General features: G+C 73.4%; 20 protein-coding genes and 1 riboswitch. Of the genes, 7 read left to right on the top strand and 13 right to left on the bottom strand.

What is annotated here, in order from left to right:
* Positions 1-5: 5 nt before the first annotated feature.
* From O7633_RS04490 to tatC, 5 genes are all read left to right on the top strand, one after another.
* Positions 6-1,004 (top strand): WYL domain-containing protein, encoded by a 999-nt coding sequence (locus O7633_RS04490; RefSeq protein WP_074477174.1) that lies wholly within the window; start codon positions 6-8, stop codon positions 1,002-1,004.
* On the top strand, positions 1,001-2,050 hold the full coding sequence (locus O7633_RS04485; RefSeq protein WP_282326214.1) for a YafY family protein: 1,050 nt from the start codon (positions 1,001-1,003) through the stop codon (positions 2,048-2,050). The genes O7633_RS04490 and O7633_RS04485 overlap by 4 nt, the downstream gene beginning before the upstream one ends.
* Positions 2,051-2,060: 10 nt before the next feature.
* Positions 2,061-2,309, top strand: a complete 249-nt coding sequence (locus O7633_RS04480; RefSeq protein WP_282326211.1) for a hypothetical protein — start codon at positions 2,061-2,063, stop codon at positions 2,307-2,309.
* A 220-nt stretch (positions 2,310-2,529) separates the two neighbouring features.
* Complete coding sequence (gene tatA, locus O7633_RS04475) at positions 2,530-2,847, top strand: Sec-independent protein translocase subunit TatA (RefSeq protein WP_074477176.1); 318 nt, start codon at positions 2,530-2,532, stop codon at positions 2,845-2,847.
* A gap of 18 nt (positions 2,848-2,865) precedes the next feature.
* Positions 2,866-3,819: a twin-arginine translocase subunit TatC gene (tatC, locus tag O7633_RS04470; RefSeq protein WP_282326208.1), complete on the top strand. Its 954-nt coding sequence runs from the start codon at positions 2,866-2,868 to the stop codon at positions 3,817-3,819.
* Between the two features lie 107 nt (positions 3,820-3,926).
* On the opposite strand, the gene O7633_RS04465 is transcribed toward tatC, so the two are convergent.
* From O7633_RS04465 to O7633_RS04455, 3 genes are all read right to left on the bottom strand, one after another.
* Positions 3,927-4,466 (bottom strand): Rieske (2Fe-2S) protein, encoded by a 540-nt coding sequence (locus O7633_RS04465; protein WP_282326206.1) that lies wholly within the window; start codon positions 4,464-4,466, stop codon positions 3,927-3,929.
* A 109-nt stretch (positions 4,467-4,575) separates the two neighbouring features.
* The gene (locus O7633_RS04460) at positions 4,576-5,088 is read right to left on the bottom strand and encodes a DUF6529 family protein (RefSeq protein WP_278136444.1); all 513 of its coding nucleotides are present in this window, start codon (positions 5,086-5,088) and stop codon (positions 4,576-4,578) included.
* A 539-nt stretch (positions 5,089-5,627) separates the two neighbouring features.
* On the bottom strand, positions 5,628-6,356 hold the full coding sequence (locus O7633_RS04455) for a hypothetical protein (protein WP_278135738.1): 729 nt from the start codon (positions 6,354-6,356) through the stop codon (positions 5,628-5,630).
* Positions 6,357-6,508: 152 nt separating this feature from the next.
* Here O7633_RS04455 and O7633_RS04450 point away from each other — a divergent pair, with 152 nt between their 5' ends.
* Positions 6,509-7,450 carry a diacylglycerol kinase family protein gene (locus O7633_RS04450; RefSeq protein WP_282328466.1) on the top strand — a complete coding sequence of 314 codons (942 nt, stop codon included), beginning with the start codon at positions 6,509-6,511 and terminating at the stop codon, positions 7,448-7,450.
* Between the two features lie 45 nt (positions 7,451-7,495).
* On the opposite strand, the gene O7633_RS04445 is transcribed toward O7633_RS04450, so the two are convergent.
* The 9 genes from O7633_RS04445 to chvE form a co-directional block, all read right to left on the bottom strand.
* Positions 7,496-8,473, bottom strand: a complete 978-nt coding sequence (locus O7633_RS04445; protein ID WP_282326204.1) for a DUF2804 domain-containing protein — start codon at positions 8,471-8,473, stop codon at positions 7,496-7,498.
* A gap of 66 nt (positions 8,474-8,539) precedes the next feature.
* Positions 8,540-10,240, bottom strand: a complete 1,701-nt coding sequence (locus O7633_RS04440; protein ID WP_282326202.1) for a pectinesterase family protein — start codon at positions 10,238-10,240, stop codon at positions 8,540-8,542.
* A gap of 181 nt (positions 10,241-10,421) precedes the next feature.
* The gene (locus O7633_RS04435) at positions 10,422-12,755 is read right to left on the bottom strand and encodes a beta-L-arabinofuranosidase domain-containing protein (protein WP_282326200.1); all 2,334 of its coding nucleotides are present in this window, start codon (positions 12,753-12,755) and stop codon (positions 10,422-10,424) included.
* 349 nt (positions 12,756-13,104) lie between these two features.
* Complete coding sequence (locus O7633_RS04430) at positions 13,105-14,112, bottom strand: LacI family DNA-binding transcriptional regulator (RefSeq protein ID WP_282326199.1); 1,008 nt, start codon at positions 14,110-14,112, stop codon at positions 13,105-13,107.
* 375 nt (positions 14,113-14,487) lie between these two features.
* Positions 14,488-15,831 (bottom strand): LacI family DNA-binding transcriptional regulator, encoded by a 1,344-nt coding sequence (locus O7633_RS04425; RefSeq protein WP_282326198.1) that lies wholly within the window; start codon positions 15,829-15,831, stop codon positions 14,488-14,490.
* Between the two features lie 106 nt (positions 15,832-15,937).
* Positions 15,938-16,825: a bifunctional helix-turn-helix transcriptional regulator/GNAT family N-acetyltransferase gene (locus O7633_RS04420; RefSeq protein WP_282326196.1), complete on the bottom strand. Its 888-nt coding sequence runs from the start codon at positions 16,823-16,825 to the stop codon at positions 15,938-15,940.
* 164 nt (positions 16,826-16,989) lie between these two features.
* Entirely contained in the window at positions 16,990-18,243 is a 1,254-nt protein-coding gene (gene mmsB, locus O7633_RS04415) for a multiple monosaccharide ABC transporter permease (protein ID WP_278135719.1), read from the bottom strand.
* Positions 18,243-19,778, bottom strand: coding sequence for a multiple monosaccharide ABC transporter ATP-binding protein (gene mmsA / locus O7633_RS04410; protein ID WP_282326194.1), 1,536 nt, complete (start codon positions 19,776-19,778; stop codon positions 18,243-18,245). Before mmsA ends, mmsB begins: the two co-directional genes overlap by 1 nt.
* A 96-nt stretch (positions 19,779-19,874) precedes the next feature.
* On the bottom strand, positions 19,875-20,999 hold the full coding sequence (chvE, locus tag O7633_RS04405) for a multiple monosaccharide ABC transporter substrate-binding protein (protein ID WP_278135716.1): 1,125 nt from the start codon (positions 20,997-20,999) through the stop codon (positions 19,875-19,877).
* Positions 21,000-21,248: 249 nt separating this feature from the next.
* Here chvE and O7633_RS04400 point away from each other — a divergent pair, with 249 nt between their 5' ends.
* Positions 21,249-22,277 (top strand): serine hydrolase, encoded by a 1,029-nt coding sequence (locus O7633_RS04400; RefSeq protein ID WP_282326191.1) that lies wholly within the window; start codon positions 21,249-21,251, stop codon positions 22,275-22,277.
* A 45-nt stretch (positions 22,278-22,322) separates the two neighbouring features.
* Here the strand turns inward: O7633_RS04400 and metH are convergent, their stop codons facing one another.
* A complete protein-coding gene (gene metH / locus O7633_RS04395; protein ID WP_282326189.1) occupies positions 22,323-25,967 on the bottom strand; it encodes a methionine synthase in 3,645 nt (1,214 codons plus the stop codon).
* Positions 25,942-26,019, bottom strand: a riboswitch (S-adenosyl-L-homocysteine riboswitch). (Overlaps the previous gene by 26 nt.)
* Positions 26,020-26,026: the final 7 nt, after the last annotated feature.

Below are 26,026 nucleotides of genomic sequence, written 5' to 3'. Positions count from 1 at the left end.
CACACGTGTCGCGGACCCGCACCGAACGCCTGGTCAACCTGGTGATCTGCCTGTTGTCGACGCGACGGTTCCTGACCGCCGCGCAGATCGCCGCGACCGTGCCCGGTTACGAGCACGATCCGGACGACGCGAAGGATCACGAAGCGTTCCAGCGCAAGTTCGAGCGGGACAAGGCGGAGCTGCGTGAGCTGGGGGTGCCGCTGGAGACGGGGACGGCGAGCGTCTTCGACTCGGAGCCGGGCTACCGGATCGCCCACCGGGAATACGCGTTGCCGGACATCCCGCTGGAGCCGGACGAGGCGGCGGCGGTCGGCATCGCGGCCCGGTTGTGGCAGCACGCGGGGCTGGCGGCCGCCGCGTCGTCGGGGCTGGCGAAGCTGCGGGCCGCCGGGGTGGACGTGGACCCGCAGGCGACCCTGGGCCTGGAGCCGATGGTGACGGTCGACCCGGCGTTCGCGCCGTTGACGGCCGCCGCCCGGGACCGCCGCGAGGTGAGCTTCGACTACCGCGTGCCCGACCGCGACGATCCGACCCGCCGCCGGGTCCAGCCGTGGGGCGTGGTCTGCTGGCGGGGCCGGTGGTATGTGGTGGGGCACGACCTGGACCGGGCGGCGACCCGCTGTTTCCGCCTGTCGCGGGTGGTGGGCGCGGTCCGGGTGGTCGGGGCCCCGGGCGGCTACGAGCCGCCGCCGGGGCAGGATCTGATCAGCCACGTGGCGCGCTGGTCGGGGCCGGTGGAGCGCACGGGCCGGGCGACGGTCCTGGTCCGTCCGGGCCGCGCGGCGGGTCTGCGCCGCTGGGCGGTCGACAGCGGCTCCGGGCCCACGGGGGACCGGCTGGTCCTGCCGTACGCCGACGCGGAGTCCCTGGCCGCCAAGCTGGTGGGGTACGGCCCGGACGTGCGGGTGCTCGACCCGCCGGAGGTGCGCGAGGCGGTGATCCAGCGGCTCAAGGAGATCGCCGCCCGGCACGACGAGCTGACCGTGACCGGAGGTGCCCGATGACCCGCCCGGCGACCCGTCCCGCCGCCCGCCCGACCGGCCTGCGCGCCGCCGGCAACCGGGCGTCGGCCGACCGGCTGGCCCGGCTGCTCAACCTGGTGCCCTACCTGCTGGCCCGGCCGGGCATCGAGATCGCCGAGGCGGCCGGTGACCTGGGGGTGACCGAGCGGCAGCTCCGGGAGGACCTGGAGCTGCTGTGGGTGTGCGGGCTGCCCGGTTACGGCCCGGGTGACCTGATCGACATGGCGTTCGACGGCGACCGGGTGACCATCACCTACGACGCGGGCATCGACCGGCCGCTGCGGTTGACCCCCGACGAGGCGCTGGCGCTGGTGGTGGCGCTGCGGATGCTCGCCGAGACGCCGGGGGTGGCCAACCGGGAGGCGGTGGAGCGGGCCCTCGCGAAGATCGAGAACGCGGCGGGCGACCTGGTCGGCGCCCCGGTGGAGGTGCGCCTGCAGGCGGACGGCCGGCGGGTGGAGCAGCTGCGGGCGGCCGTGGGGCGGGGCCGGGCGCTGCGGATCACCTACTACACGCCGGCCCGGGACGAGACGACCGAGCGGGTCATCGACCCGCTGCGGATGCTGATGGTGGGCGGCCGGGCGTACGTGGAGGCGTGGTGCCGCCGCGCGGAGGAGGTCCGGCTGTTCCGGGCCGACCGGATCGACGCGGTCGTCGAGCTCGACGAGCCGGCGGCGGCGCCGCCGCAGGCCCGCCCGCACGACCTCACCGAGGGGGTGTTCCGGCCGTCGCCGGACCTGCCGTTGATCACGTTGCGGATCGGCCGGGGCGAGCGGTGGATCACGGAATACTATCCGTGCGAGCGGGTCGAGCGCGGCGACGGCGACCAGTGGCTGGTGTCGCTGCGGGTGACCGACCTGGGCTGGGCCCGCCGGTTCGTGCTGGGGCTGGGCCCGGGGGTGGCCGTGGTCGCCCCGGCGGAGCTGGCCGAGCAGGTGCGGGCGCAGGCGGTCGCCGCGCTGGAGGCGTACGCCAGCCCGGACGGCGCGCCGTCGGGTGCTCCGGCGGGGGCCGCGTCGCCCCGGTAGGCTGGCCGCCGTGGTGAAGTGGATCGTGGTCGCGGTGGTGCTGTTCGCGTTCGTGGTGCTGGCGTTGGCCGTGCGGCCGGTGCTGACCCGGCTGCCCCGGCTGCGGCGGGCGGCGATGGCGTTGCAGGGCCGCCAGGCGGAGGCGGAGGCGCTGCGGGTGTCGGCCGAGGCGTTGCAGGCGCGCGCGGAGGCGATGCAGGGGCAGGTGGAGCTCACCCAGCGCCGCCTGGCCGTGATCAAGGCGAAGCGCGGCCACTAGATCGACCCGGGCCGCTGCGCCCTGTCCCCGCTGGTCGGCGCGGGGCGGGTACCCGCAGGTGGGATCCCGGTTCGAATGGTTGACGGGACGCGCGGAGTTGGTCAACACTTCACCGGCCGGTCGAAACCACCAGCGTCCGGCGGGTGGCAACGGCCCTCGACGGACGTACGATGGGCTCCGGAAACACCCCCACGACGACACAGAGCGACTGGAGCTTCCCATGGGTGCCCTCAAGCCGTGGCACATCGCCGTACTCGTGGTCGTGATGATCCTGCTCTTCGGCGCGAAGCGGCTCCCCGACGCGGCCCGCTCGCTGGGCCGTTCGCTGCGGATCATCAAGGCCGAGACGAAGAGCCTGCACGACGACGACCGCGATCTGGCCGAGAAGGCCGACGCCCAGGCCGGCTACCAGCCGCTGCCGCCGAACGCCGCGCAGCCCCAGCAGTCGTACGCGCAGCCGCAGCAGCAGCCGTACGCCCCGCCGCAGGCTCCGCAGCAGCCGGTCATCGACCCGGTGCAGCGCGTCCGCGACCACTGACCGAGGGGCCCGACCACCGTGGCCTTCGCCCTTCGTAAACGCGGACCGAGCAAGTTCGAGCAGGCCGCCGACGGTTCCATGACGCTCATGGACCACATCCGGGAGCTGCGCTCCCGGCTGTTCCGGGCGTCGCTGGCGATCGTCGTGGGCCTGATCGGCGGCTTTCTGCTCGCCCAGCCGGCGTTCGACCTCCTCAAGCAGCCCTACTGCCGGCTGCCGGGGGCCACCGACGCGCTCGGCAACTGCCAGCAGTTCCTCCAGCTCTCCCCGGCGGACGGCTTCATCCTCAAGCTGAAGCTGGCGCTGTGGATCGGCCTGATCATCGGCGCGCCGGTCTGGCTCTACCAACTGTGGGCGTTCATCGCCCCCGGCCTGCACCGGCACGAGCGCAAGTGGGCCTACGTCTTCGTCTCCATCGCCGCGCCGCTGTTCGCCGGCGGCGCGCTGCTGGCCTACCTGGTCGTGGACAAGGGCCTGGCGTTCCTGATGGAGTCGGGCGTCACGGGCCTGTCCACCCAGCTGGAGGTCACCCGCTACATCTCCTTCGTCACCAACATGATCCTGCTGTTCGGGGTGGCGTTCGAGTTCCCGCTGATCCTGCTGATGCTCAACTTCACCGGGGTGGCCAGCGCGAAGCGGCTGCTCAGCTGGTGGCGTGTGGTGATCTTCATTTCGTTCGCCTTCGCGGCGATCGCCACGCCCGACCCGGGGCCGTTCGGCATGACCCTGCTGGCGGCGGCGCTGTGCCTGCTCTACTTCGTCGCCGTGGGTGTCGCGTTCCTCAACGACAAGCGGCGCGGGCGGGGCAAGGAGATCTACGCCGGCATCGCCGACGACGAGGTGTCGCCGTTGGAGCTCAACGACGACCGGGTGCCGCCGAGCCAGCGGATCGAGGCCTCGGCCCCGATCGGGGCTCCGGAGCCGGTGGCCGCGCCGGCGCCGATCGACCGCCGCTACGACGACATGACCTGACGAGGCAGACGACGCGAAGGCCCGCCCCGAGAAAGGTTCGGGGCGGGCCTTCGTCGTGCCGGGGGCGCGGCCCGTCGGGCCGGCGGTGGAGTCGTGGGGCGCCGCCGTCAGGCGAGCAGGACCTGGCCGTCGCGCACCGACACCGCGACCGGCGGCAGCGGCGAGCCGGCCGGGCCGCCGCGCACCGACCCGTCGGCGATGTCGAATTTGCTGTTGTGGCAGCCGCAGACGATGGTGCCGCCGTCGACGCGGGTGACGGTGCAGCCGGCGTGGGTGCAGGTGGCGGAGTACGCCTTGACGGTCTCCTGCGTCGGCCGGGTCAGCACCACGCCCCGGTCGGCGAGGATCCGACCGCCGCCGACGGGCAGGTCGGCCACGGCGGCCAGCGCCGCCGCCTGCCCGCCGGCGGGGGCGTCGTCGGGAGCCTCGCCGGGGGCGTCGGCGTCGGCCGGGTCGCCGCTGCCGGCGGGCTCGGCCACCGGGTCACCGCTGGCCGGCACGTCGCCGCCGGGCGGGTCGGCCGCCACCGGCGCGGCGACGGGCTGCCCGTACGTCTGGCAGCCGGCCAGCAGGGCGGTGACGCCCGCCGCCCCGGTGGCGCACAGGACGGCCCGGCGGGACGGGCAGGGCCGGTGCTCCTCGGTCATCGGGTGGTCCTCCTCGCTGCGGTCGGCGTCGACGGGCGGCCCGTGGTCGGTGCCGCCCTGCGGGGCGCGGCCGATGTGGCCGGCGGCCTGCGGGCGGTGCCCGGTGCCGTCACCGGGTGACCCCGAAGGTGGTGAAGTACCACAGCGACGAGGTCAGCCAGATCGCCGTGAGGGCGACGAAGACCGCCCCGCCGGTGACGGGCAGCACCCAGCCGGCCAGCCCCGGCTTCGGCAGGGCCAGCATCTTCGTGGTGAACACGCCGAAGAAGAAGCAGCCGAACAGGGAGTGCGCCAGGGTGCGCAGGTCGTAGGCGGCGAAGCCGAGGGCGTACAGGCAGTGCACGGCCACGGGTACGGCGAGCAGGAACGCCAGCCGGCCGGACCAGCGGTGGGCGACGCCCGCCCAGGAGGGGCGGAAGCCGCCGAGCCGCCCCCACATCGCCAGCGCCGACAGCACCTGCACCACGGCGAGGGCCATCGCGCCGCTGCCCAGCCACACCTTCACCTGCATCGGCCCGGTGAAGCCGGCGACGTTGACGGCGATGCCGGTGGGCTGGTGCAGTTTCGCGTAGACGCCGGTGGCCACGGCGACCGCCGCGCCGGCGAGCACCGGCAGCAGCAGCGAGGCCGTGCGGGCCGGCTCGGTCTCGGCGGCGAGCCGCGCCGCGAACGCGGCGGGGTCGGGCAGCACCCGCAGGCCCCGATCGTCGTCGCCGGGGCCCCGGTCGTCGCGGGACCGGTCGGCGTCCGGCCCGCCGGCGCGGCCGGTGGGCCAGGTGTCGACCTCGGGCCGCGCCTTCTTGCGGCCGGCGTCCCACCGGTCGCCACCGGGGCGGGCACCCGTCCCGGTGCCCCACACGTCGACCTCGGGCCCGGTGTCCGGGCCGTCGCCCCACGCCCCGGCGCGGGGCAGGTCGTCGCTGCCACGGCCCGGCCTGCCGGCGCGCGGCGCGTCACCGCTGTCGCCGATCCACCCGCCGGCGCGCGGGCCGGCGTTCCCGCCGTCCCAGGCGGCGGCCCGGGGCGCGCTGTCCGCGTCGCCGCCCCACACGTCGACCTCGGGCGGGGTGTCCCAGTCGACGCGGGGCGGGGCCTTCGTGCCGCTGTCCCAGTCGTCGCCGGCCGGGGCGACGTCCGTGCCGGCGCGCCAGTCGCCGCTGGTCACCGGCCGGGCTCCGGCGCGGGGATCACCGGCCGGGCGGTGACGGTCAGCCCCTCGACGATCGTGGTGCCGAACGCGGGGTCCAGCGGCGGGGCCGGGATCGGCCGGCCGTTCCAGGTGAGCACGCCGATCTGGGTGCCGTCGGGCCGCAGGATCCAGCCGCCGTCGACCCCGGCGTCCCGTAGCTGCGGGGTCGCCCGGTAGACCACGGGGGCGGTTCCCGCCGTGGCCTTCGCGGTGAACGTGGTCGTCTCGCCGCCGATGGTCAGCTTGCCGGTCGCCTCGGAGCCGTCGAACGTCCCGGTGAGCTTCGCGTTCTTGCCGTCGAGGGCGAGCTTTCCGTCGGCGGCCGTGCCGCGCAGCCACAGCTCCATGTCCTTGCCGTCGCACACGTACGCCTCGGCGGCGCCGTCGCGGGAGGTGATGGCGATGCTGGCGCCGTTGTTCAGGCGGCCGGTCCAGCTCGCGTCCACCTTCTGTTCGGGCGTGCCGGCGGCCGGGACGTCCGTCGCGCCGGGTTCCGCCGACGGGGGCGCCGAGGCACCCGGGGACAGCTCGGGCGGTTGGCTCCCGGACGGCGCCGGCGGCGCGTCGGCGGCGCTGGCCGGGGGCGCGGCGTCCGCCTTCGGCGGCGCGGCCGTCGGTGCCGCCTGCGCGCTCATCGCGAACAGCACGGCCGCCATTCCGGCTCCGGTCACCAGCGTCAGCAGCGGGGTCATGCGCTTCATGGGGCAGCTCCCTTCACCGGAACGTACGGGGTTGGCCCGCCGGTCGTTCAACGCGACGGCAGATTGCTTCGGCGACGAGTCCCGCAACCGGCGTCGGGACCGTCCGGCGCGGGCCGGTCGGCGGTGCCACGGCGGTGCGGGCGGGCGGTACGGTGCTCGCCGTGACCGCAGCCGACCACCCCGCCCCCGGGCCGCGCCCCGACGGTCCCGTCGCCGTGCTCGCCAACCCCACGGCCGGGCGCGGGCGGCACCGGGGCCTGCTGCCGCGCCTGCTCGACCGGCTGGCGACGGCGGGCCGCCCGGTGCGGCTGCTGGAGGCGGGCACGGGCGCGCAGGCCGAGGCGGCGTGCCGGGCCGCCGTCGCCGACGGGGCCGCCGCGCTGGTCACCGTCGGCGGCGACGGCACGGTGCACCGGGGCCTGCAGGCGGTGGCCGGCACGGGGGTGCCGTTCGCTGCGGTGCCGGCCGGCACCGGCAACGACTTCGCCGCCGACACCGGCTTTCCCGCCGACCCGATCGCCGCCGTCGAGACCGTCGCCGCCGCGCTGCGCGAGGGCCGGACCCGGCCGGTGGACCTGGCCCGGATGACCGGCCCCGGCGGCGACACCCGGTGGTACGGGGCGGTGCTCGCCGCCGGCTTCGACGCGATCGTCAACGAGCGGGCCAACCGGATGCGCCGCCCGCGTGGCCCCCGCCGTTACGACCTGGCGATCCTGGTGGAGCTGGCCCGGCTGCGCCCGCGCCGCTACACCCTGCGGCTCGACGGCGAGCCACTGGAGCGCGACGCGGTGCTGGTGGCGGTCGGCAACTGCGCCAGCTACGGCGGCGGCATGCGGATCTGCCCCGACGCGGACCCGACGGACGGCCTGCTGGACGTGGTGGTCGGCGGCCGGTTCGACAGGCGCACGCTGATCCGGGTGAAGCCGCGCATCTACCGGGGCACCCACGTGCGGCATCCGCTGGTGAGCAGCCACCGGGCCCGCACGGTGGAGCTGGCCGCCGAGGGCATCACCACCTACGCCGACGGGGAGCGCTGCCTCGACCTGCCGGTGACGGTGACCGCCGTGCCGGGCGCGGTGCGCCTGCTGCGCTGAACGGGACGCGGGCGCGGACGGGCGGCAGGCCGTCGCCCGGCGCGGCTACCAGCGGTTGCGGGCCTCCTCGGCCCAGCCGACGAGTCCGTCGAGGTCGACCCGCTCGCCGTCGTCGGTGGCCGCCCAGCCGGTGAAGTGCCCGAAGCACTGGTGCGTCTCGTTGGCCACCACGCCGAGGTTGGTGCGGGCGGCCCGCTCATGGAAGGGGTGCAGCGTCACGTCCACCCGGTCGCCGGTGATCCGCCACGGGCGCAGCCAGTCGGACCGGTCGTACGTCCAGCGCAGCTCGTCGCCGATCTTGTGCAGCCGGCCGGCGACGAACAGCCCGTTCTCGGTGCTGCCGGTGCCGTCGGTCCACGTCCCGCCGAGCTGGACGGCCCGGCCGGGCCCGCTGCCCGCCGCCCAGTTCCAGGCGACCGAGTACGGCCATCGTCCCCGGCCGTGGTCGAGCACGGCGAACGACCCGTCGGCGGGGACGTCGTGCCACGTGCCGCCGACGCGCAGCCGGCCGCGTACGGGTCGCCCGACGTCCTTGACGGTGTACTGGAACCGCCGCTGGCCCCACGGCACGACCACCCCGAGCGACTCGTGGCCGGCGGGCAGCGGCATGGCCAGGTCGACCTCGACGTCGCCGGCGGCGGCGCGCAGGGTGGTGCCGTCGGGGCGCTGGTCGATGGCGACGGTCACCGGCCCGCGCGCGGTGACGGTGCCGACGCCGCTGCGCTCGGGCAGCTCCACCCCGCGGGCCAGCGGCACCACCGCCTCGGCGACGACCTCCTCGCCGGTGGCGCGGTCGAGCACGTAGAGGCTGTGCACGCCGGCGTAGTCCAGCGACGACACGACGACCCCGATCACGTGGGCCGGGGTGACGACGCCCCAGTACTCCCAGCGCTTGGTCCGCCCCCAGCCCCGCAGGTTGGCCCGGTGCAGGGGGCGGCGGGTCCAGCCGACCGCGTCCGGGTTGAGCCGCCCGTCGGGCCGGCAGAGGTCGACGGGTGCGGTGATCTCGCGTTCGTGCGTCATGGCGGGAGGTTACCCGCCGGTACGCGGGGTGGCGGGTGGTCCCGCCGTCCCGCGTACCGGGGCCGGTCAGCGGATCGGGTTCCAGCCGTCCGCGCCGGCCAGGTACCGCTGCGCGGTGTAGGCGGGCGCCTGGGCGTCGGTGAGCTGCGGGCGGTCGGCGGTGACCGTCGCGCCGGGGCCGCTGTTGCGGTACTCGAAGAACCGGGCGTCGCGCCACGAGAACCCGGACATGTCGGTCCACGGGGAGTCCTTGACGTGCGCCCCGAGGACGCTGTCGCGGAACACGACCTGGCCGATCGCGTTGACGTCGCCGCTGGGGTGCCACGGCCGGCCGAGGTGCACGCTCTGGGCGGCGGCCGAGTCGGTGGTCAGGGTGCAGCCGACGAACAGGAAGCCGTACGGGTTGCCGATCATCGTGGACGGCGCGGTGACGTACCCGTTGTTGGTCGACGACCCGCGGTCGAGCGACCTGATCTCGCAGCGGTCGAAGACGCCGGTGCCCCGGCCGAAGATGAAGTCGACGTCTCCCTCGACGTAGCAGTCGCGGAAGTACGCGCGGCCGATGGCGCTGCTGTTGGCGCTGTTGTGGTAGAGGGTGTCCTGGTTGCCGAGGAACCGGACGTTGTCGAAGACCAGCCGGTCGGCGCGGGTGAGCACGGCGACGGCCTGCTCGGCGCTGTAGTCGTGGGTGGCCTCGTCGAAGCTGTTGGCGAAGGTCAGGTGCCGGGCGGTGAAGTCGCTGCCGTCGATGGTCACCGAGGCGCTGCCCGAGGTGCCGTAGGTGCCGCCGTCCGGCTTCGGGGTGCCCGAGGCGTTGTCGTAGGTGATGACCACGTCGCGGGCGTCGCCGGTGGAGCCGACGAGGGTGAGGCGGGGCTTGTCGGCGGGGATGGTGACCAGCTCCCGGTAGGTGCCGGGCCGGATGACGATGGTGCGCCCGGTGGTGTTGCCGGCGGGCACGGCGTCCACCGCCGCCTGCACGCTGGTATAGGCGCCGCTGCCGTCCTTGGCGACGACCACCGTGTCGCCGGCCGGCGGGGTGCCGGTGGGCGTCGGGGTCGGCGAGGCGGGGGGCGTGGTCGTCGGCGTGGCGGTGGGGGTGGCCGGCGGGGGAGCGCCGGTCGGTGGCGTGGTGGGGGTGGTGGCGCCGCTGGTGACCGTCACGTCGTCGTAGCGGGCGGTCGCGTGGCGGGTCTGCACGCCGATGCGGCCGGTGGCGATGCTGCCGGTGCCCGAGCCGACCGGGACGCCGTCGACCCACCCGCGCACGGTCGACCCGGCGGCCTCGATGCGCAGCGTGTACCAGGCGCCGGTGGCGACGGTGCGCGACAGCGTGCCCAGGGTGGTCGCCGCGCCGCTGCGGACCGCCTCCAGCCGGACCTGGTTGCCGGGCAGCAGGGCCAGCCGGTAGTAGGTGGTCGACCCGGAGGCCCGGGCGAGCAGGGCCACGGCCCCGTCGGCCGGCAGGGTCAGGGCCATGACCCGGGCCTGGACGGTGTAGTCGGTCCAGGTCGAGGTGCCGGCGAACAGGCGCGCGTTGTCGGTGTCGGCCTTGGCCTGGTGCAGGGCGGGGCTGTCGTCGGCGACGACCGACCAGGTCCCGCCGGACTTCGACCAGCCGGCGGTGTCCCCGTCGGTGAAGTCGTCGCTGAACAGCGTGGCGGCGTACGCGGACTGGACGCCGCCGAGCTGGGTCAGGCCGAGCGCGGCGGCGGTGAGGGCAGCGGTGGCGACGGCGAGCAGGGGCCGTCGGCGGCTTCTGCGCATGGTGGAGGATCCTCCGGGGGACGGGGTGGGAGGCCGGCAACGGGGCGTGAAAGCGCTTTCCTGGCGCACCGTAGCCCCGGTCCTCATGCCTGTCAATGCATCGCGTCCCCGCGCGGCTGGCCACGCCGGCGACAGCGTCACCGGCGTGGCCCGTCCACGGTCGCGGGCGGGGCCTAGCCGTTCAGCCGTTGGCGACGAGCCGCCAGCGGTTGTCGGCGCTGCCGTTGTCGGAGTCCTGCACGGCCTGCGCGCCCTGGGCGGTGGAGCCGTTGAGGATGCCGAGCAGCTTGCCGCTGTTGACGTTGCGGATCTTGTAGGTGCCGTCGCCCTGGTTCAGCAGGGTCCACAGGTGGTCGGCGGTGCCGTTGTCGGCCCACTGTAGGACGCGGGCGTTGTCGGCGGTGGACATGTTCTCGACGCCGAGGACCTTGCCGCTGTTGACGTTGCGGAACTTGACGTTGCCGCCGTCGGTCACGACGACCCAGTTGTGGTCGGCGGTGCCGGTGTTGCCCCACTGGAGGGCGAGCCCGCCGTCGGCGGTGGACATGTTCTGGATGCCGAGCACCAGGCCGCTGCCGACGTTGACCAGCTTGTGGGTGGTGGTGCCGGTGCCGCCGCTGACGCTCCAGTAGACGGTGTAGTTGTAGCCGTGCGCGTCCTGGAACGGCGCGAGGTTGACCGTCGCGCCGTTGGCGGACGCGGTGAACGCGAGCGAGCTGGTGCTGGTCCGGGTGACCGACGTGGCGTTGAGCGAGGGCAGGGCGTTCAGGGTGGTGTTGCCGTAGTTGCCGGCCAGCACCATCGGGCCGTAGGTGACGGCGGCGACGGCCGCGTTGTCGTTGGCGGGCGAGAGCACGACCCGCATCGGCAGCCGCACGGTGATGGTGTCGCCCGCGGCCCAGGTGCGGGTGACCGTGGCGTAGCCGCCGGGCGTGGTGTCCACGCTCTGCGTCGTGCCGTTGACGGCGATCGTCGCGCCGGTGGTCCACGCCGGGATGCGCACCCGGATGCTCCACGAGCCGCTCATGGTGCCGGACAGGGTGAGGGTGGTGGTGTCGCCGACCGGGTAGCTGGTGCTCTGGGTGACCGTGATGCCGCGCTGGGACCAGTCCAGCGTCGACGGCGCGAACAGGTTCACGGTGAGCGTGGTGCCGTTGTAGAAGTAGATCGAGTCCATCAGCCTGGTGTTGACCTCCAGGCCGGTGCCCTGGCAGCACCAGAACGAGTTGTAGTCGGTGCTCCAGGTGCCGCCGCCCCAGGCGGGGCCGACGCCCCGTCGGCCGCCCGGCTTCAGCGGGGTGAAGTAGGTGACGTGGCCGTGGCCGTCGGCCGGGTTCTGCGCGCCGATGACGTGGTTGGCCAGCGCGCGCTCGAAGAAGTCGAAGTACGCCGCCCGGTTGGGGTCGATCAGCCACAGCTCCCGGGTCAGCTTCAGCATGTTGACCGTGTTGCAGTGCTCGCACGTGTCGTTGGTGAGGTAGCCGGCGATCGCGTTGGGCGGGCGGAAGTGCTCGGCCTGGCTGTTGCCGCCGATGACGTACGTGTGCGCGTTGACGGTCATGTTCCACGCGTTGCTGGCGATGTCGCGGTACCGCGTGGTGCCGGTCGCCTTGAACTCACGCGCCGCGCCGATCCACTTGGGCACCTGGGTGTTGGCGTGCTTGCCGGAAAGCTGATCCTGGTTCGCGGCGAGCGGATCGAACACGCCGGCGTGGTCGAAGCGCTGGGCGACGGTGAGCCAGCGGCCGTCGCCGGTGTACTGGTAGAGGTCGGCCAGCGCCTCGTTCATGCCGCCGAACTCGGTGCCCAGCATGTTCTGCATCTGGCTGTAGCTCAGCCGGGACGTGCGGGTGTCGACCCAGCCGGCCAACGCCAGCAGCACGGTCCGCGCCTGGGTGTTGCCGATGTAGCGCCAGACGTCCAGCAGCCCGATGAGGGTCTTGTGGATGCAGTAGTAGGGCACGTTGCCGTTGGACAGCGTGCGCGCCTCCAGCGCCGCGAAGTCCGACTCCGGGAACCCGGACAGGTAGCCCGCGGTGAACCCGGCCGCGCCGTTGTTCGCCTGGCACTTGGCCAGCTCGGCGACCATGTAGTTCGCCTTGTCTCGGCAGGTGGTGTCGCCGAGGACCGCGTACGCCTGGGCCCAGGCGGTCAGGAAGTGGCCCTGCATGTGGGTGCGGAACGGGAACGACGGGGCGTCCCAGCCGCCGTTGGAGGCGGCGCCGTTGGTGGACAGGCGGTGGTTGGCGCGGAAGTTGTAGAGCAGCCGGTCGACGTCGACGAAGCGCAGGTAGCTCAGCGTGCGGTTCTGGTTGTCCAGCCAGCGGCCGGCGGTCAGCCGCACCTGGCCCAGCTCGAACGGGTACGCCGAGACGCCGGTGTCCGGTCGCGCCGGCGGGACCGCCAACGCCGCGGCGGCCGGCTGTGCGCCGGTGAACGTGGCGCCGGCCGCGGAGACGACCGCGGTCGCGCCGGCGGCCTGCAACAGCTGCCGTCGGTTGATGGGCAGGGGCATCGGACCTCCAAGGGGTGCCGGGCCAGGGACGGGAACTGCGGCCCGAGGGCAGGTCGTCGAGCCGGTAGGTCGCCGGGCTCGACCGAGAAGCGTCGCGTTAACGTTCACATACGACGACTGACATGTTACGTTCGACGCCTCGATTGATTCAAGAAGGTGATTCTATCGAGCTTCTTACGACCGGGAGGCGGGCATGTTTGCGCCGGTGAGACGCCCGATGGCCCGGCGGTGGGCGCGCTCGTCGGCCGGCTCGGGGCGGGCCGTGGCGGGGCTTGCGGGCGGGGGTCGAGATGTTATCGCTATCAACCGGCGGTCGAGGGGTGCCGGCGCGGCGGTGCCGGCGGCGGGATCACCCGGGCGGCGGGCCGACGCTGCTGCGCGTCATCAACGTCGGGGACACGGTCTGCCGCAGCGTGCGGTCGACGCCGGACTCGATCTGGGTCAGCAGCAGGCTGAGGCTGGCCTTCGCCACGGTGTCGAAGTCGGGGCGGACGGTGGTCAGCGGCGGGATGAAATAGGCCGCGTCGGGCACGTCGTCGAAGCCGACGACGCTGACCTCCTCCGGCACCCGCCGGCCGTGCTCGTGCAGCGCGTGCAGCACGCCCAGGGCGAGGTCGTCGTTGGCGGTGAAGATCGCCGTCACCCCCGGCGTGCGCGCCAGCATCTGCCCGCAGCGGTATCCCGACGCCGCCGACCAGTCCGCCTGCAACACGGGAGGAGCCTCCGCGCCCGCGGCCCGCAGCGTCTCCCGCCACCCCGCGATCCGGCCGGCGCTGTCGAACCAGTCGCCCGGGCCGGAGACGTGCCAGACCGTCCGGTGGCCCGCGTCGAGCAGGTGCCGGGTGGCCAGCCGGCCGCCCTCCACCTGGTCGATGGTGACCAGGGGCTCCGGTCGGCGGGGGTCGCCGTCGACGGTGACCAGCGGAATGTCGGTGGGCAGGCAGTCCAGCGCCTCGCCGGCGGACTCCACGGGCGCGATCACCACGATCCCGGCGACGCGGTGCGCCAGGTGCCGTTCGACGACGGCGGTGATCGAGTCGCGGTCCAGGTTGCGGACGCTGCCCACGCTGACGGCGAAGCCCGCCTCGGCCGCGGCGAGCTCGAACGCCGACAGCAGGGACGCCGGGCCGTAGAGCGTGGTGTTGAGCGCCACCACGCCGAGGACCTGGGACCGCCCGGTGACCAGCGCGCGGGCGGCGCGGTTCGGGCGGTAGCCGAGCTGGCTGATCGCGGCCTGCACCCGCAGCCGGGTCTGTTCCCGGACGTTGGGGTGCCCGTTGAGGACGCGCGACACGGTCTGGTGCGACACCCCGGCTAGGCGGGCCACGTCCCTCATCGCAGGACCGCGTGCGGTCATCCCACCCACCTCTCCGTGCGCCCTCCCGGCCCGTTGACGCCGGGTGGTCGGACCGATGCTTCGCCGGGCATCGACCTCGGGGCACGCAGACACGCCGCCGTGGACAACGCCAAATCAGCGAGAGTCTACGCGGCGGTGGTGTCGGGTGGGCTGGAGAAGGCGGCCGTACTGCGGCTGCAAACCGTGATGTTCGTCATCACGGATCGTGGACGGGCGCGAGCAGACGACGGGCGGCCTGGGACGGCACCTTCCTTCTTCGCCGGCCGCCGTGGCCGGCGGCGCGCGCAGGGGACGGGTGGTATCGATCGGTTCGGATGCTATCGAAACGAGTCGGTGGCGACAAGGAGAGGTTTCCGAGGGCCGCCGGGGCGTCGGTCACCGCACGCCGGGAGCGGCGGTGCTGTCCCGTACGACGAGCGTGGTCGCCAGCTCGACGCGGGTCTGGGGGAGGCGCTGGTTGGTGGCCAGGGCCAGCACCATCCGGGCGGCGGCGGCCCCCATGTCGGTGAGCGGCTGCTGCACCGACGTCATCGTCGGGCCGCACAGCCTGGTGTGCGGGATGTCGTCGAAACCCACGACGCTGAGATCCTGGGGGATACGCCGGCCGGTCCGGCGGGCGGCCTCGTAGACCCCCAGGGCCTGCAGGTCGTTGCCGCACAGCACCGCCGTCGGGGTCGGGTTGAGGCGCAGCAGGTCCTGACCGAGGCTGAGACCGTCCTCGAAGGAGAACCAGGCCCCCGTGCGCAGCAGCCTCGGCTCCAGCCCGACCCCGGCGGCCTCCATCGCCGCCCGCGCGCCGTCGAGCCTGGCCCGGGCGCAGAGCCGCTCGGTCGGGCCGGTGATCACGGCGATCCGCCGGTGACCCAGGTCGAGCAGGTGCCGGGCGGCCTCGAAGCCGCCGCTCCAGTTCGTCGCCGTCACCGAGGGGACGGTGTGCAGCGGCAGCTCGTCCGTCGGATCCAGCACCACCAGCGGGATCGCGCTCGCCCGCAGCAGGGCGTGCTGCTCGGAGGTGAAGCCGAGGTGCACCGCGATCACCCCCGTCGGCCGCCGCGCCAGCAGGTCGCGGGACCAGAACCGGCCCTGCGACAGCTGCCGCCGGGCGTCGGTGAAGCCGACGGCCAGCCGGTGCTCGCCGGCGACCTGCTCCACCCCGTGCATGATCGCCACCGCCAGGTTGCTCTGCATCCCGTAGAAGACCACCTCGACGATGGCGCTCGGGGTGCCCAGCTCCGGCCGGCGGTAGCCGTGCTCCCGCAGCAGGGCCTCCACCCGGGACCGGGTCCCGGCGGCGACGCCCGACCTGCCGTTGAGCACCTTCGACACCGTCGGCGCCGACACGTCCGCGAGGCGCGCGATCGTGGTGAGCGTGTGTTCCCCCCGCCTGCGCCCCCGCCGTTCGACGCCCGCCGCGCCGTCCGTGCGCTGCTGGCCGGGCGGGGCGGCCGGGGGGCGGGCGGCCGCCGCACCGGCCGCCGCCGCGTCGACCTGCGCGCGGGCGGGCGGCCGGCGGTGCCGGCCCGCCGTGGCGAGCAGTTCGGCCCGCACCGCCTCGGCCGTCTCGACCGCGCCCGGCCCTGCCGGTATCGTCCGGGTGAGGTAGCGGCGTCGCTTCGACACGGGGTCGACCCCGGCATAGACCCGGACCCGCAGGGAGCCGCTGGGGAGTTCCTCGATCTCGCCACGCGCCCGCCGGCGGGGCCCGGGGTCGTCCGACATGGAGCCAGGCTACTCCACAGTGGCTCCACGTCGATGCCCTGGCTCCACGGCTCCACGCGGGGGCCGGCGGTCACGCCCGGGCTCGGCGGCCGGACGGCCCTGCCGGTCAGGGGGCGAGGCGCTTCTCGAACCAGTGGTGGGCGTAGCGCTCGGTGTTGAACGGCTCGACCTCGTGGTACCCGGCGGAGCGGTACAGGGCGATGGCCTCGGTGAGGCTGCGGTTGGTGTCCAGCCGGACGGCGGTCCAGCCGCGCGCGGCGGCGTACCCCTCCAACTCGTCGAGCAGCCGCCGGCCGACGCCGAGGCCGCGCACCGTCGCGGAGGCCCACACGCGCTTGATCTCGGCCGGCGCGCCGGGGCGCAGCTTCACCGCGCCGCAGCCGACGGGCTCGGCGTCGAGGGTGGCCAGCAGGAACACCCCGGCGGGCGGGGTCAGCTCGTCGTCGCCGAGCGGGCTGCTCAGCGCCGGGTCGAAGCCGCCGTCGAAGCGCCGGGCGACGTCGCGGGCGTAGGCCCGCACGCACACCCGCGCCCGTGGGTCGCCCGGCGGGCACGGCTCGATGGTCACCCTCGACGCGACGAGCAGCCGCTCCACCTCGGCCATCGCCGCGACGAGCCGGGTGCGGCGTGGCCCGCTGAGCGGTGCGAGGATCGACCAGGCGAACGCGTCGGAGCGTTCGTCGAGCTCGGCCCACTCGGCCCGGCCGGCGTCGGTGAGCGTGGCCTGCCGGACCCGGCCGTCGCCGCCGCCCGGCGCGACGGTGACGAGCCCGTCGCCCTCCAGGGCGCGCAGGAGCCGGCTGAGGTGCCCGGAGTCCAGGCCGAGCCGGTTCCGCAGCGCCGCGACCTCGGCGCCGTCCGGGCCGATCTCCCACAGCAGGCGCGCCTGGGCGAGGGGCCGCCCGCGCGCCATGTACGCGTCGTCCAGCGCGCCCACCCGTCGGGTCACCGTCCGGTTGAACCGCCGTACCGTCGCGACAAGCTCCGTGTCCATGTGCCTGACTTTAGTCAGGTAAATGTCGGGCGGTGCGGCGGGGGTCGCCCACCACCATCCCGCCGCCGGCCAGTCCACCTGGGGGCCGCCCAGCGCGGCGGCGCCCAGTGGCCCGGGCCGGCGACGGCGAGCGTGGTCGACAGCCCTCCCGATCGCCCACGCCGTCAGCGGGCCGACCCGGCGCGGCGCTTGTTGTAGACGTCGAACGCGACGGCGACGAGCAGTACCAGGCCCTTCACCACCGACTGCATCGACTGGTCGACGCCCATGAGCTGCATGCCGTTGCTCATCACGGCCATGATCAGGCCGCCGACCATCGCGCCCACGACCGTGCCGACCCCGCCGGTGACCGCCGCGCCGCCGATGAACGCCGCCGCGATCGCGTCCAGCTCGAACATGTTGCCTGCGGCGGGCTGCGCGCCGTTGGACCGCGACGAGTAGATGATGCCCGCCACCGCCGACAGGAAGCCCATGTTGACGAAGACCCAGAAGTTGACGGTCTTCACCTTCACCCCGGAGAGCATGGCGGCGGGGAGGTTGCCGCCGATCGCGTAGACCTGGCGGCCGAACACGGTGCGCCGGGTCAGCAGCCCGTACGCGAGGACGAGCACCGCGAGGACGATGAGCACGATCGGCAGGCCCCGGGCGTGCGCCAGCTGCCAGGCGAAGTACATGACGACCGCGCCCACCAGCACGACCCGGGCGACGAACAGCGGGAACGACTCGACCGGCTGCTGGTAGCGGATGCGCGCCACCCGGGTACGGAAGCCGCCCACCGCGTACCCGGCGACGGCCACCGCGCCGATGAGCAGGGTGAACGCGTCGAAGCCCTGGCCGCCGAGCAACCCGTTGAGGAAGCCCGCCGCGATCTGCTGGTATTCGGCCGGGAACGGCGACAGCGAGATGTTGTCCAGCACCCGCAGGGTGAGGCCGCGGAACAGCAGCATGCCGGCGAGGGTCACGATGAAGGCGGGAATGCCCGCGTAGGCGACCCAGAAGCCGTGCCAGGCGCCGACGGCGAGGCCGACGGCCAACGCGGCCAGCACGCCGAGCCACCACGGGTGGCCCTGCTGGATGACGAGCACGGCGGAGACCGCGCCGGTGAGGGCGACCACCGAGCCGACCGACAGGTCGATGTGCCCGCCGATGATCACGATGACCATGCCGATGGCGAGCACCAGGATGTAGGAGTACTGCAGGACGATGTTGGTGATGTTGCCCGGGCTCAGCGAGACGCCGTCGGTCAGCACCGCGAAGAGCGCGACGATGACCACGAGGGCGACGAAGATGCCGCTCTGGCGCAGGTTGCGCATGATCAGCGTACGCGGATCGCTGATGCCGGTGTGCAGGGCGAGGGCGGGGGCGGCCTCGTCGGCCGACGGGCGCTGCCCGGGGGAGGAGGATTTGATGTCGGTCATCAGGCCGGTTCCTTGTCCTTCGCCATGAGCTGCATGAGCTTCTCCTGGGTGGCCTCGCCCGCCGGCAGTTCGCCGGTGAGCCGGCCCGCCGCGAGCGTGTAGATGCGGTCGCACATCCCGAGCAGCTCCGGCAGCTCGGAGGAGATGAGCACGACCGCCTTGCCCTGCGCCACCAGCCGGTTGACGATCGTGTAGATCTCGAACTTCGCCCCGACGTCGATGCCGCGCGTCGGCTCGTCGAGGATCAGCACGTCCGGGTCGGTGAACAGCCACTTCGACAGGACGACCTTCTGCTGGTTGCCGCCGGAGAGCTTGCCGACCGTCGCCATGACGCTGGGCGCCTTGATGTTCATGTCGCGCCGGCTGGCCTCGGCGACCCGGATCTCCTCGTTGTCGTGCACCCAGCCGAGGCGGGCGAGCTTGCGCAGCGCCGCCGCCGAGACGTTGTGGCGGATGTCGTCGATGAGGTTGAGCCCGTACCGCTTGCGGTCCTCCGTGGCGTACGCGATGCCGTTGCCGATCGCCTCGGCGACCGTGCGCGCCCTGATCGGGCGGCCGCGCAGGAAGAGCCGGCCGCTGATGTCGCGTCCGTACGACCGGCCGAAGATGCTCATGGCGAGCTCGGTGCGCCCGGCCCCCATGAGCCCGGCGATGCCGACTACCTCGCCCGCGCGGACGGTGAAGCCGACGTCGTCGACCACCGTGCGGTCCTGGGTGGGGTGGCGCACCGTCCAGTTCTCCACCCGCAGCACCTCCTCGCCGGGGGACGACACCCGGTCGGGGTAGAAGCTGTGCAGGTCGCGCCCGACCATGCCGCGGATGATCCGGTCCTGGGTCACCTCACCCGCGCGCACGTCGAGCCGCTCGACCGTGCGCCCGTCGCGCAGGACGGTGATCGAGTCGGCGATCGCGGTGATCTCGCCCAGCTTGTGCGAGATCATGATGCAGGTGATGCCCTGGTCGCGCAGCCGCCGCAGCAGGTCGAGCAGGTGCGCCGAGTCGACGTCGTTGAGGGCGGCGGTCGGCTCGTCCAGGATGAGCAGCTTCACCTTCTTCGACAGCGCCTTCGCGATCTCGACGAGCTGCTGCTTGCCGACGCCGAGCGCCGCGATCGGCGTCACGGCGTTCTCCCGCAGGCCGACGGACTCCAGCAGGGCCGCCGCGTCGGCGTTGGCGCGGTTCCAGTCGATGAGGCCGCTGCGCCCGCGCCGCTCGTTGCCGAGGAAGATGTTCTCCGCGATCGACAGGTGCGGCACCAGGGCGAGCTCCTGGTGGATGATGACGATGCCGTGGGACTCGCTGTCCCGGATGCCCCGGAAGTGCACGGGGCGGCCGTCGAAGACGATCTCGCCGTCGTAGCTGCCCGACGGGTACACCCCCGACAGCACCTTCATCAGGGTGGACTTGCCGGCGCCGTTCTCGCCGCAGATGGCGTGGATCTCGCCGCGCCGCACGGTGATCGAGACGTCCTGGAGCGCCGCCACCCCGGGGAACGTCTTGGTGATGGTGCGCATCTCGAGGATGGTGTCGCTCACGGGCATCCTCCCGCTGTTCGGGTCGTCGGGTGGCGTCGCCGGCCGGGCCGGCGCCCGCCGGGCCCGGGCGAGCGCCCGGACCCGACGGAGACCGGGCTACTTCTTGGCCTGCCCGGCGGCGACCTCCTCGGCCGTCCAGTAGCCGGAGTCGACGAGGACGGACTTGATGTCGTCCTTGAAGACGGTCTGGATCGGCAGCAGGTACGCCGGGACGACCTTGACCTTGTTGTTGTAGGTGGTGGTGTCGTTGGCCTGCGGCTGCTTCTCCTGGAGGAACGCCTCGGCGGCGATGGCGGCCTGCTCGGCCAGCAGCCGGGTGTCCTTGAAGACGGTGGAGCTCTGCACGCCGTCGTTGATGAGCTTGATCGAGGCGATCTCGGCGTCCTGGCCGGTCACCACCGGCAGCTTCTTCTTACCCTTGCCGTACCCGGCGTTCTGCAGGGCGGTGATGATGCCCCGGGAGATCCCGTCGTACGGCGACAGCACGCCGTCCACCGTGGACCCGTCGTTGTAGCTCGACGTCAGCAGGTCCTCCATCCGCTTCTGGGCGGTCTCCTGCTGCCACCGCAGCGTGGCGGCCTGCTCGATCTTCGTCTGGCCGGACTTCACCTTCAGCGTGCCGTTGTCGAAGAACGGCTTGAGGGTGTCCATCGCCCCGCCGAAGAAGTACTGCGTGTTGTTGTCGTCGAGCGAGCCGGCGAACAGTTCGATGGTGAACGGGCCGGTCGCCGTGCCCTTGGAGCCGTCCTTGTTCTGCAGGCCGAGGCCGACGAGCAGCGCGGTGGCCTGGGCGACGCCTACCTTGTAGTTGTCGAAGCTGACGTAGAAGTCGACGTTGGGGCTGCCGAGGATGAGCCGGTCGTAGGAGATGACCGGGATCTTCGCCTGGGCGGCGGCCTGGAGCTGGCCGCTGAGCGCCGTGCCGTCGATCGCCGCGATGATCAGGACGTCCGCGCCCTGCGTGATCATCTGGTCGATCTGCTGCGACTGGGTGGGGATGTCGTCCCCGGCGTACTGCAGGTCGACCTTGTATCCCTTGGCCTGTAGCTTCTCCTTCACCGAGTTGCCGTCGGCGATCCACCGCTCCGAGGTCTGCGTCGGCATCGAGACGCCGATGGTCAGGTCGGTGGGCTTCTTGTCGGCGGTGTCGCCGCCTCCGCCGGCCCCCTCGCCGCTGCACGCCGCGATGCTGAGCGCCAGCACGGCGCTGCCGAGTGCCATCAAGAATCTTCTGGACACAGGCTTCCCTCCCAGGACCTCGTGCCGAAAGTGCGGAGCGTGTCCACGCCCCGGTCAGTGTTAGCGCTCACATCCGCCTTGGTCAACATGTTTCGGGAAATGCCGGGGTCACGTTCTCGTAACAGCTCCGACCACTTCGGAGCCGGGTCGTTCGGAGCAGGGCGGACCCGTTGGGACACCGCTCGATCGACACGTCTGAGAGCATCGTGGGCGACCACTGGGGAGGCTCACATGAACAGCAACGTCACCCGCCGGACCGCGATCGGGCTGGGCGCGGCCGCCGCCGCGCTCGCCGCCACCGGCCGGCCCGCCGCCGCCGAGGGCCGGGCGTCCGCCGCGCCGGCCACGGGGACCCGTGCCACCGGCGGCGCCGAGGTGATCCGGCGGACCTACCTCGAACAGAAGGCCGCGGCCGGCGGCGTGTGGCACTCGCACATCGCGATGGTCGACCGGGCCGGCACGCTCGCCACCGTCGTCGCCGACGACGCCGACCGCGTCACGCACGGCTACAGCGTGCAGAAGCTCGCCGTCGCCGTCGCCGTGATGGACAAGATCGACCGCGGGCAGCTGCGGCTGGACCAGCGGCTCGACCTGACCGCCGACATCATCCTCGGCGGCAGCGGCATCTACTTCCTGCAGACCGTCTGGGGTGACCAGGTCACCGTCGCCAACTTCCTCACCGCGATGCTGCTCGTCTCCGACAACACGGCCGTGCGGATGTGCGGCCGGGTGGTGCCGGCGCTGGAGATCAACGACATCCTCGCCGCGAAGGGGTTCGTCCACACCCGCGTCGAGCCCGTGGCCAACCCGAACCGGTTCTACCTCGGCGTCACCACGCCCCGCGAGACCCACGACCTGCTGTGGCGGTTGGCCAACAAGACCATTCTCACCCCGCGGTCCGCCGACTTCCTGCTCGGCATCCTGCGGTGGATCAACGGCTACCACGACGGGATCCGGCACACCATGTCCTCTGCCGAGCGCAGCCGGGTCGCCACCAAGTACGGCGCCGACTACGACGAGCTGGGCGCGGCCCGGCACGAGGCCGGCATCATGTTCGACCCGGCGGGCGCGCCCACCCTGACCTACGCGCTGTTCGCCGACTCCCTCGGCGACCTGGACAACTACGGGTCGACCCACCCGGCGGTGCGGGCCCACGCGGTCCTCGGCCGGACCATGTTCGACGCGATCTGCACCACCACCAACCGCACCGCCCGCGCCCGGCACCACGTCCCGCCGTTCCGCCCGGTCGACGGCGGCTGACCCCCGCCGGCCGGGCCCGCCGTCAGGCGGGCCCGGCCGCGCCGGTCACGGCTCGTAGGCGAGGTTCGGGCGCAGCCAGCGCTCGACCTCGGCGAGGGCCACGCGACGCCGCGCCGCGTAGTCCTCGGCCTGGTCGCGGCCGATCCGCCCGACCGTGAAGTACCGCGAGTCGGGGTGCGCGAAGATCAGCCCGCTGACGGCGGCCGCGGGCGTCATCGCGTACGACTCCGTCAGGCCGATGCCCAGCGTCTGCGCGCCGAGCAGGTCGAACAGGTCCCGCTTCTCGCTGTGGTCGGGGCTGGCCGGATAGCCCAGCGCGGGCCGGATGCCCCGGAACCGCTCGGCGTGCAGGTCCGCCAGCGCCGGGGCGGCGTCGGGCTCGAACCAGTCGCGGCGGGCCCGCAGGTGCAGGTGCTCGGCGAACGCCTCGGCGAGCCGGTCGGCCAGCGCCTTGACCATGATGGCGCGGTAGTCGTCGTGCTCGGCCTCGTAGCGGGCGGCCAGCTCCTCCGCGCCGTGCACCGCCACCGCGAAGCCACCCAGGTGGTCGCCGGCCGGCGCGACGTAGTCGGCGAGGCACCGGTTGGCCCGGCCGGCGGGCTTCGCGGTCTGCTGGCGCAGCATCGGCAGGCGCACCCCGGCGTCGTCGAGGACGATGTCGTCACCCTCGGCGTGCGCCGTCCAGAAGCCGTACGCGCCCCGGGCGTGCAACGACCCGTCGGCGATGATCGCGTCGAGCAGGGTGTTGGCGTCGTCGTACAGCTCGCGGGCGACGGGCTGGTCGAGGATCGCCGGGAACTTCCCCTTCAGCTCCCACGCCAGGAACAGGAACTGCCAGTCGATCATCTCGCGCAGCTCGGTGAGGGACGGCTCGACCACGCGCACGCCGGTGAACGCCGGCACCGGCAGGTCGGCGAAGTCGACCCGCTCGCGGTTGGCGCGGGCCTGGGCGAGGGTGAGCAGCGGCTGGGCGTGCCGGTTGGCGTGCTGCTCGCGCAGCCGCTCCTGCTCGGCCCGGTTGGCCGTGTCGAGGGTCTGCGCGCGGTCGGCGTCGAGCAGGTCGGAGACCACGCCGACGACCCGGGACGCGTCGAGCACGTGCACGGTCGGCCCCTCGTACGCCGGGGCGATCCGCACCGCCGTGTGCTGCCGGGACGTGGTGGCCCCGCCGATGAGCAACGGCATCCGCAGCCCCCGGCGCTGCATCTCGCCCGCGACGGCGACCATCTCGTCCAGCGACGGGGTGATCAGCCCGGACAGGCCGATCGCGTCGGCGCCCTCGGCCACGGCGGTGTCCAGGATCCGTGCCGCCGGCACCATCACGCCCAGGTCGACGACCTCGTAGTTGTTGCAGCCGAGGACGACGCCGACGATGTTCTTGCCGATGTCGTGCACGTCGCCCTTGACGGTGGCGAGGACGACCTTGCCCTGGCCCTGCCCGGCGGCCCGCTCCTTGGTCATGTACGGCTCCAGGTAGGCCACCGACCGCTTCATCACCCGGGCGCTCTTGACCACCTGCGGCAGGAACATCTTGCCCGCGCCGAACAGGTCGCCGACGACCTTCATGCCGTCCATCAGCGGGCCCTCGATGACGTCGAGGGGCCGGTCGAACAGCAGCCGGGCCTCCTCGGTGTCGGCCTCGACGTGGTCGACGATCCCGTGCACCAGCGCGTGGGTGAGCCGCTCGGCGACGGGAGCGGCCCGCCAGGACAGGTCGACCTCACGCTTGGTGCCCGACCCGGTGACCGTGGACGCGAAGGTGACCAGCCGGTCGGTGGCGTCGGGCCGGCGGTCGAAGATGACGTCCTCGACCAGTTCGAGCAGGTCCGCCGGGATGTTCTCGTAGACGCTGAGCTGGCCGGCGTTGACGATGCCCATGTCCAGCCCCGCCCGCACGGCGTGGAACAGGAACGCCGAGTGCATCGCCTCGCGCACCACGTCGTTGCCCCGGAACGCGAACGACAGGTTCGAGATGCCGCCGCTGGTGCGCGCGCCGGGGCAGCGGGCCTTGATCAGCGGCAGGGCGTCGATGAACGCCTTCGCGTAGCCGTTGTGCTCGGCGATGCCGGTGGCCACGGCCAGCACGTTCGGGTCGAAGATGATGTCCTCGGGGGCGAAGCCGGCCTCGCCCACCAGCAGGTCGTACGCCCGCCCGCAGATCTCCACCTTGCGCGCGGTGGTGTCGGCCTGGCCCTGCTCGTCGAAGGCCATCACCACCACGCCCGCGCCGTAGCCGCGGATCGCCCGGGCCTGGGCGAGGAACGGCTCCGGGCCCTCCTTCAGGCTGATCGAGTTGACGACGCCCTTGCCCTGCACGCACTTCAGGCCGGCTTCGAGCACGCTCCACCGGGAACTGTCGATCATGATGGGGATCCGGGCCACCTCGGGCTCGGTGGCGATGAGGTTGAGGAACGTGGTCATCGCCCGCTCGCTGTCGAGCAGGTCGGCGTCCATGTTGACGTCGAGCAGGTTCGCGCCGCCGCGCACCTGCTCGACGGCCACGTCGACCGCGCCCTGGTGGTCGTCGGCCTCGATGAGCCGGCGGAACCGCGCCGAGCCGGTCACGTTGGTGCGCTCGCCGATCATCACGAAGCCGGTGTCGGGCCCGATCGTGAACGGCTCCAGGCCGCTGAACCGGGTCGCCGGGGGCTCCTCGGCGACCCGTCGCGGCGGCACGCCCCGCACCGCCGCCGCGATCCCGGCGATGTGCGGCGGGGTCGTGCCGCAGCAGCCGCCGACGATGTTGACCAGTCCGTCGCCGGCGAACCCGCCGAGCAGCGCGCCGATCTCCTCCGGCGTCTGGTCGTAGCCGCCGAAGGCGTTGGGCAGCCCGGCGTTGGGGTGCGCGGCGACGTAGGCGCCGGCCAGCCGGGACAGCTCCGCCACGTGCGGGCGCATCTCCGCCGCGCCGAGCGCGCAGTTGACGCCGACGACCAGCGGCTCGGCGTGCGCGATGGAACGCCAGAACGCCTCCACCGTCTGCCCCGACAACGTGCGGCCGCTCAGGTCCACCACCGTGACGGAGATCCACAGCGGCAGGTGGGGGGCCGCCTCGCGGGCCGCCGCGATCGCCGCCTTCGCGTTGAGTGTGTCGAAGATGGTCTCCACCAGCAGCAGGTCGACCCCGCCCTCGGCCAGCGCCGCCATCTGCTCCGCGTACGCGGCCTTGACGTCGTCGAACGTGACCGCCCGGTACGCGGGGTCCTCCACGCGCGGCGACAGCGACAGGGTGACGTTGAGCGGGCCGACGGAGCCGGCGACGAACCGCCCGCCCGCCTCGTCCGCGGCCTGCCGGGCGAGCTGCGCGCCGCGCACGTTCATCTCGCGCGCCAGCGCCTCCAGGCCGTAGTCGGCCTGCCCGATGCTCGTGGCGGTGAACGTGTTGGTGGTGGTGATGTCGGCACCGGCCGCCAGGTATTGCCGGTGCACGTCGAGGATCAGGTCCGGGCGGGTCAGGTTGAGCAGGTCTGGGTCGCCGGTGACGTCGCGGGGATGGTCCGCGCCGATCAGGTCGCCCCGGTAGTCGGCGGGGGAGAGCTTGGCGCCCTGCAACATCGTGCCCCAGGCGCCGTCGAGCACCGCGATGCGCTCGGCCAGCAACCGCCGCAGCGCCGCAACCGCACCTGAACCGTCGACGGACGAACCCACACCGACCACCCCCGAAGTCTCGGAGGCGCCCTTGGTCCACATGCTCCCAGGTCGAGCGTGGCGGGCCGGGCCCGTCGCAGCGCCTCTCGGCCTGGTATCGA

Origin of the sequence: Micromonospora sp. WMMD712 (assembly GCF_029581295.1) — a bacterium.
GTDB classification, from domain to species: domain Bacteria; phylum Actinomycetota; class Actinomycetes; order Mycobacteriales; family Micromonosporaceae; genus Micromonospora; species Micromonospora carbonacea.
This window is presented reverse-complemented; position numbering and strand designations above follow the sequence as displayed.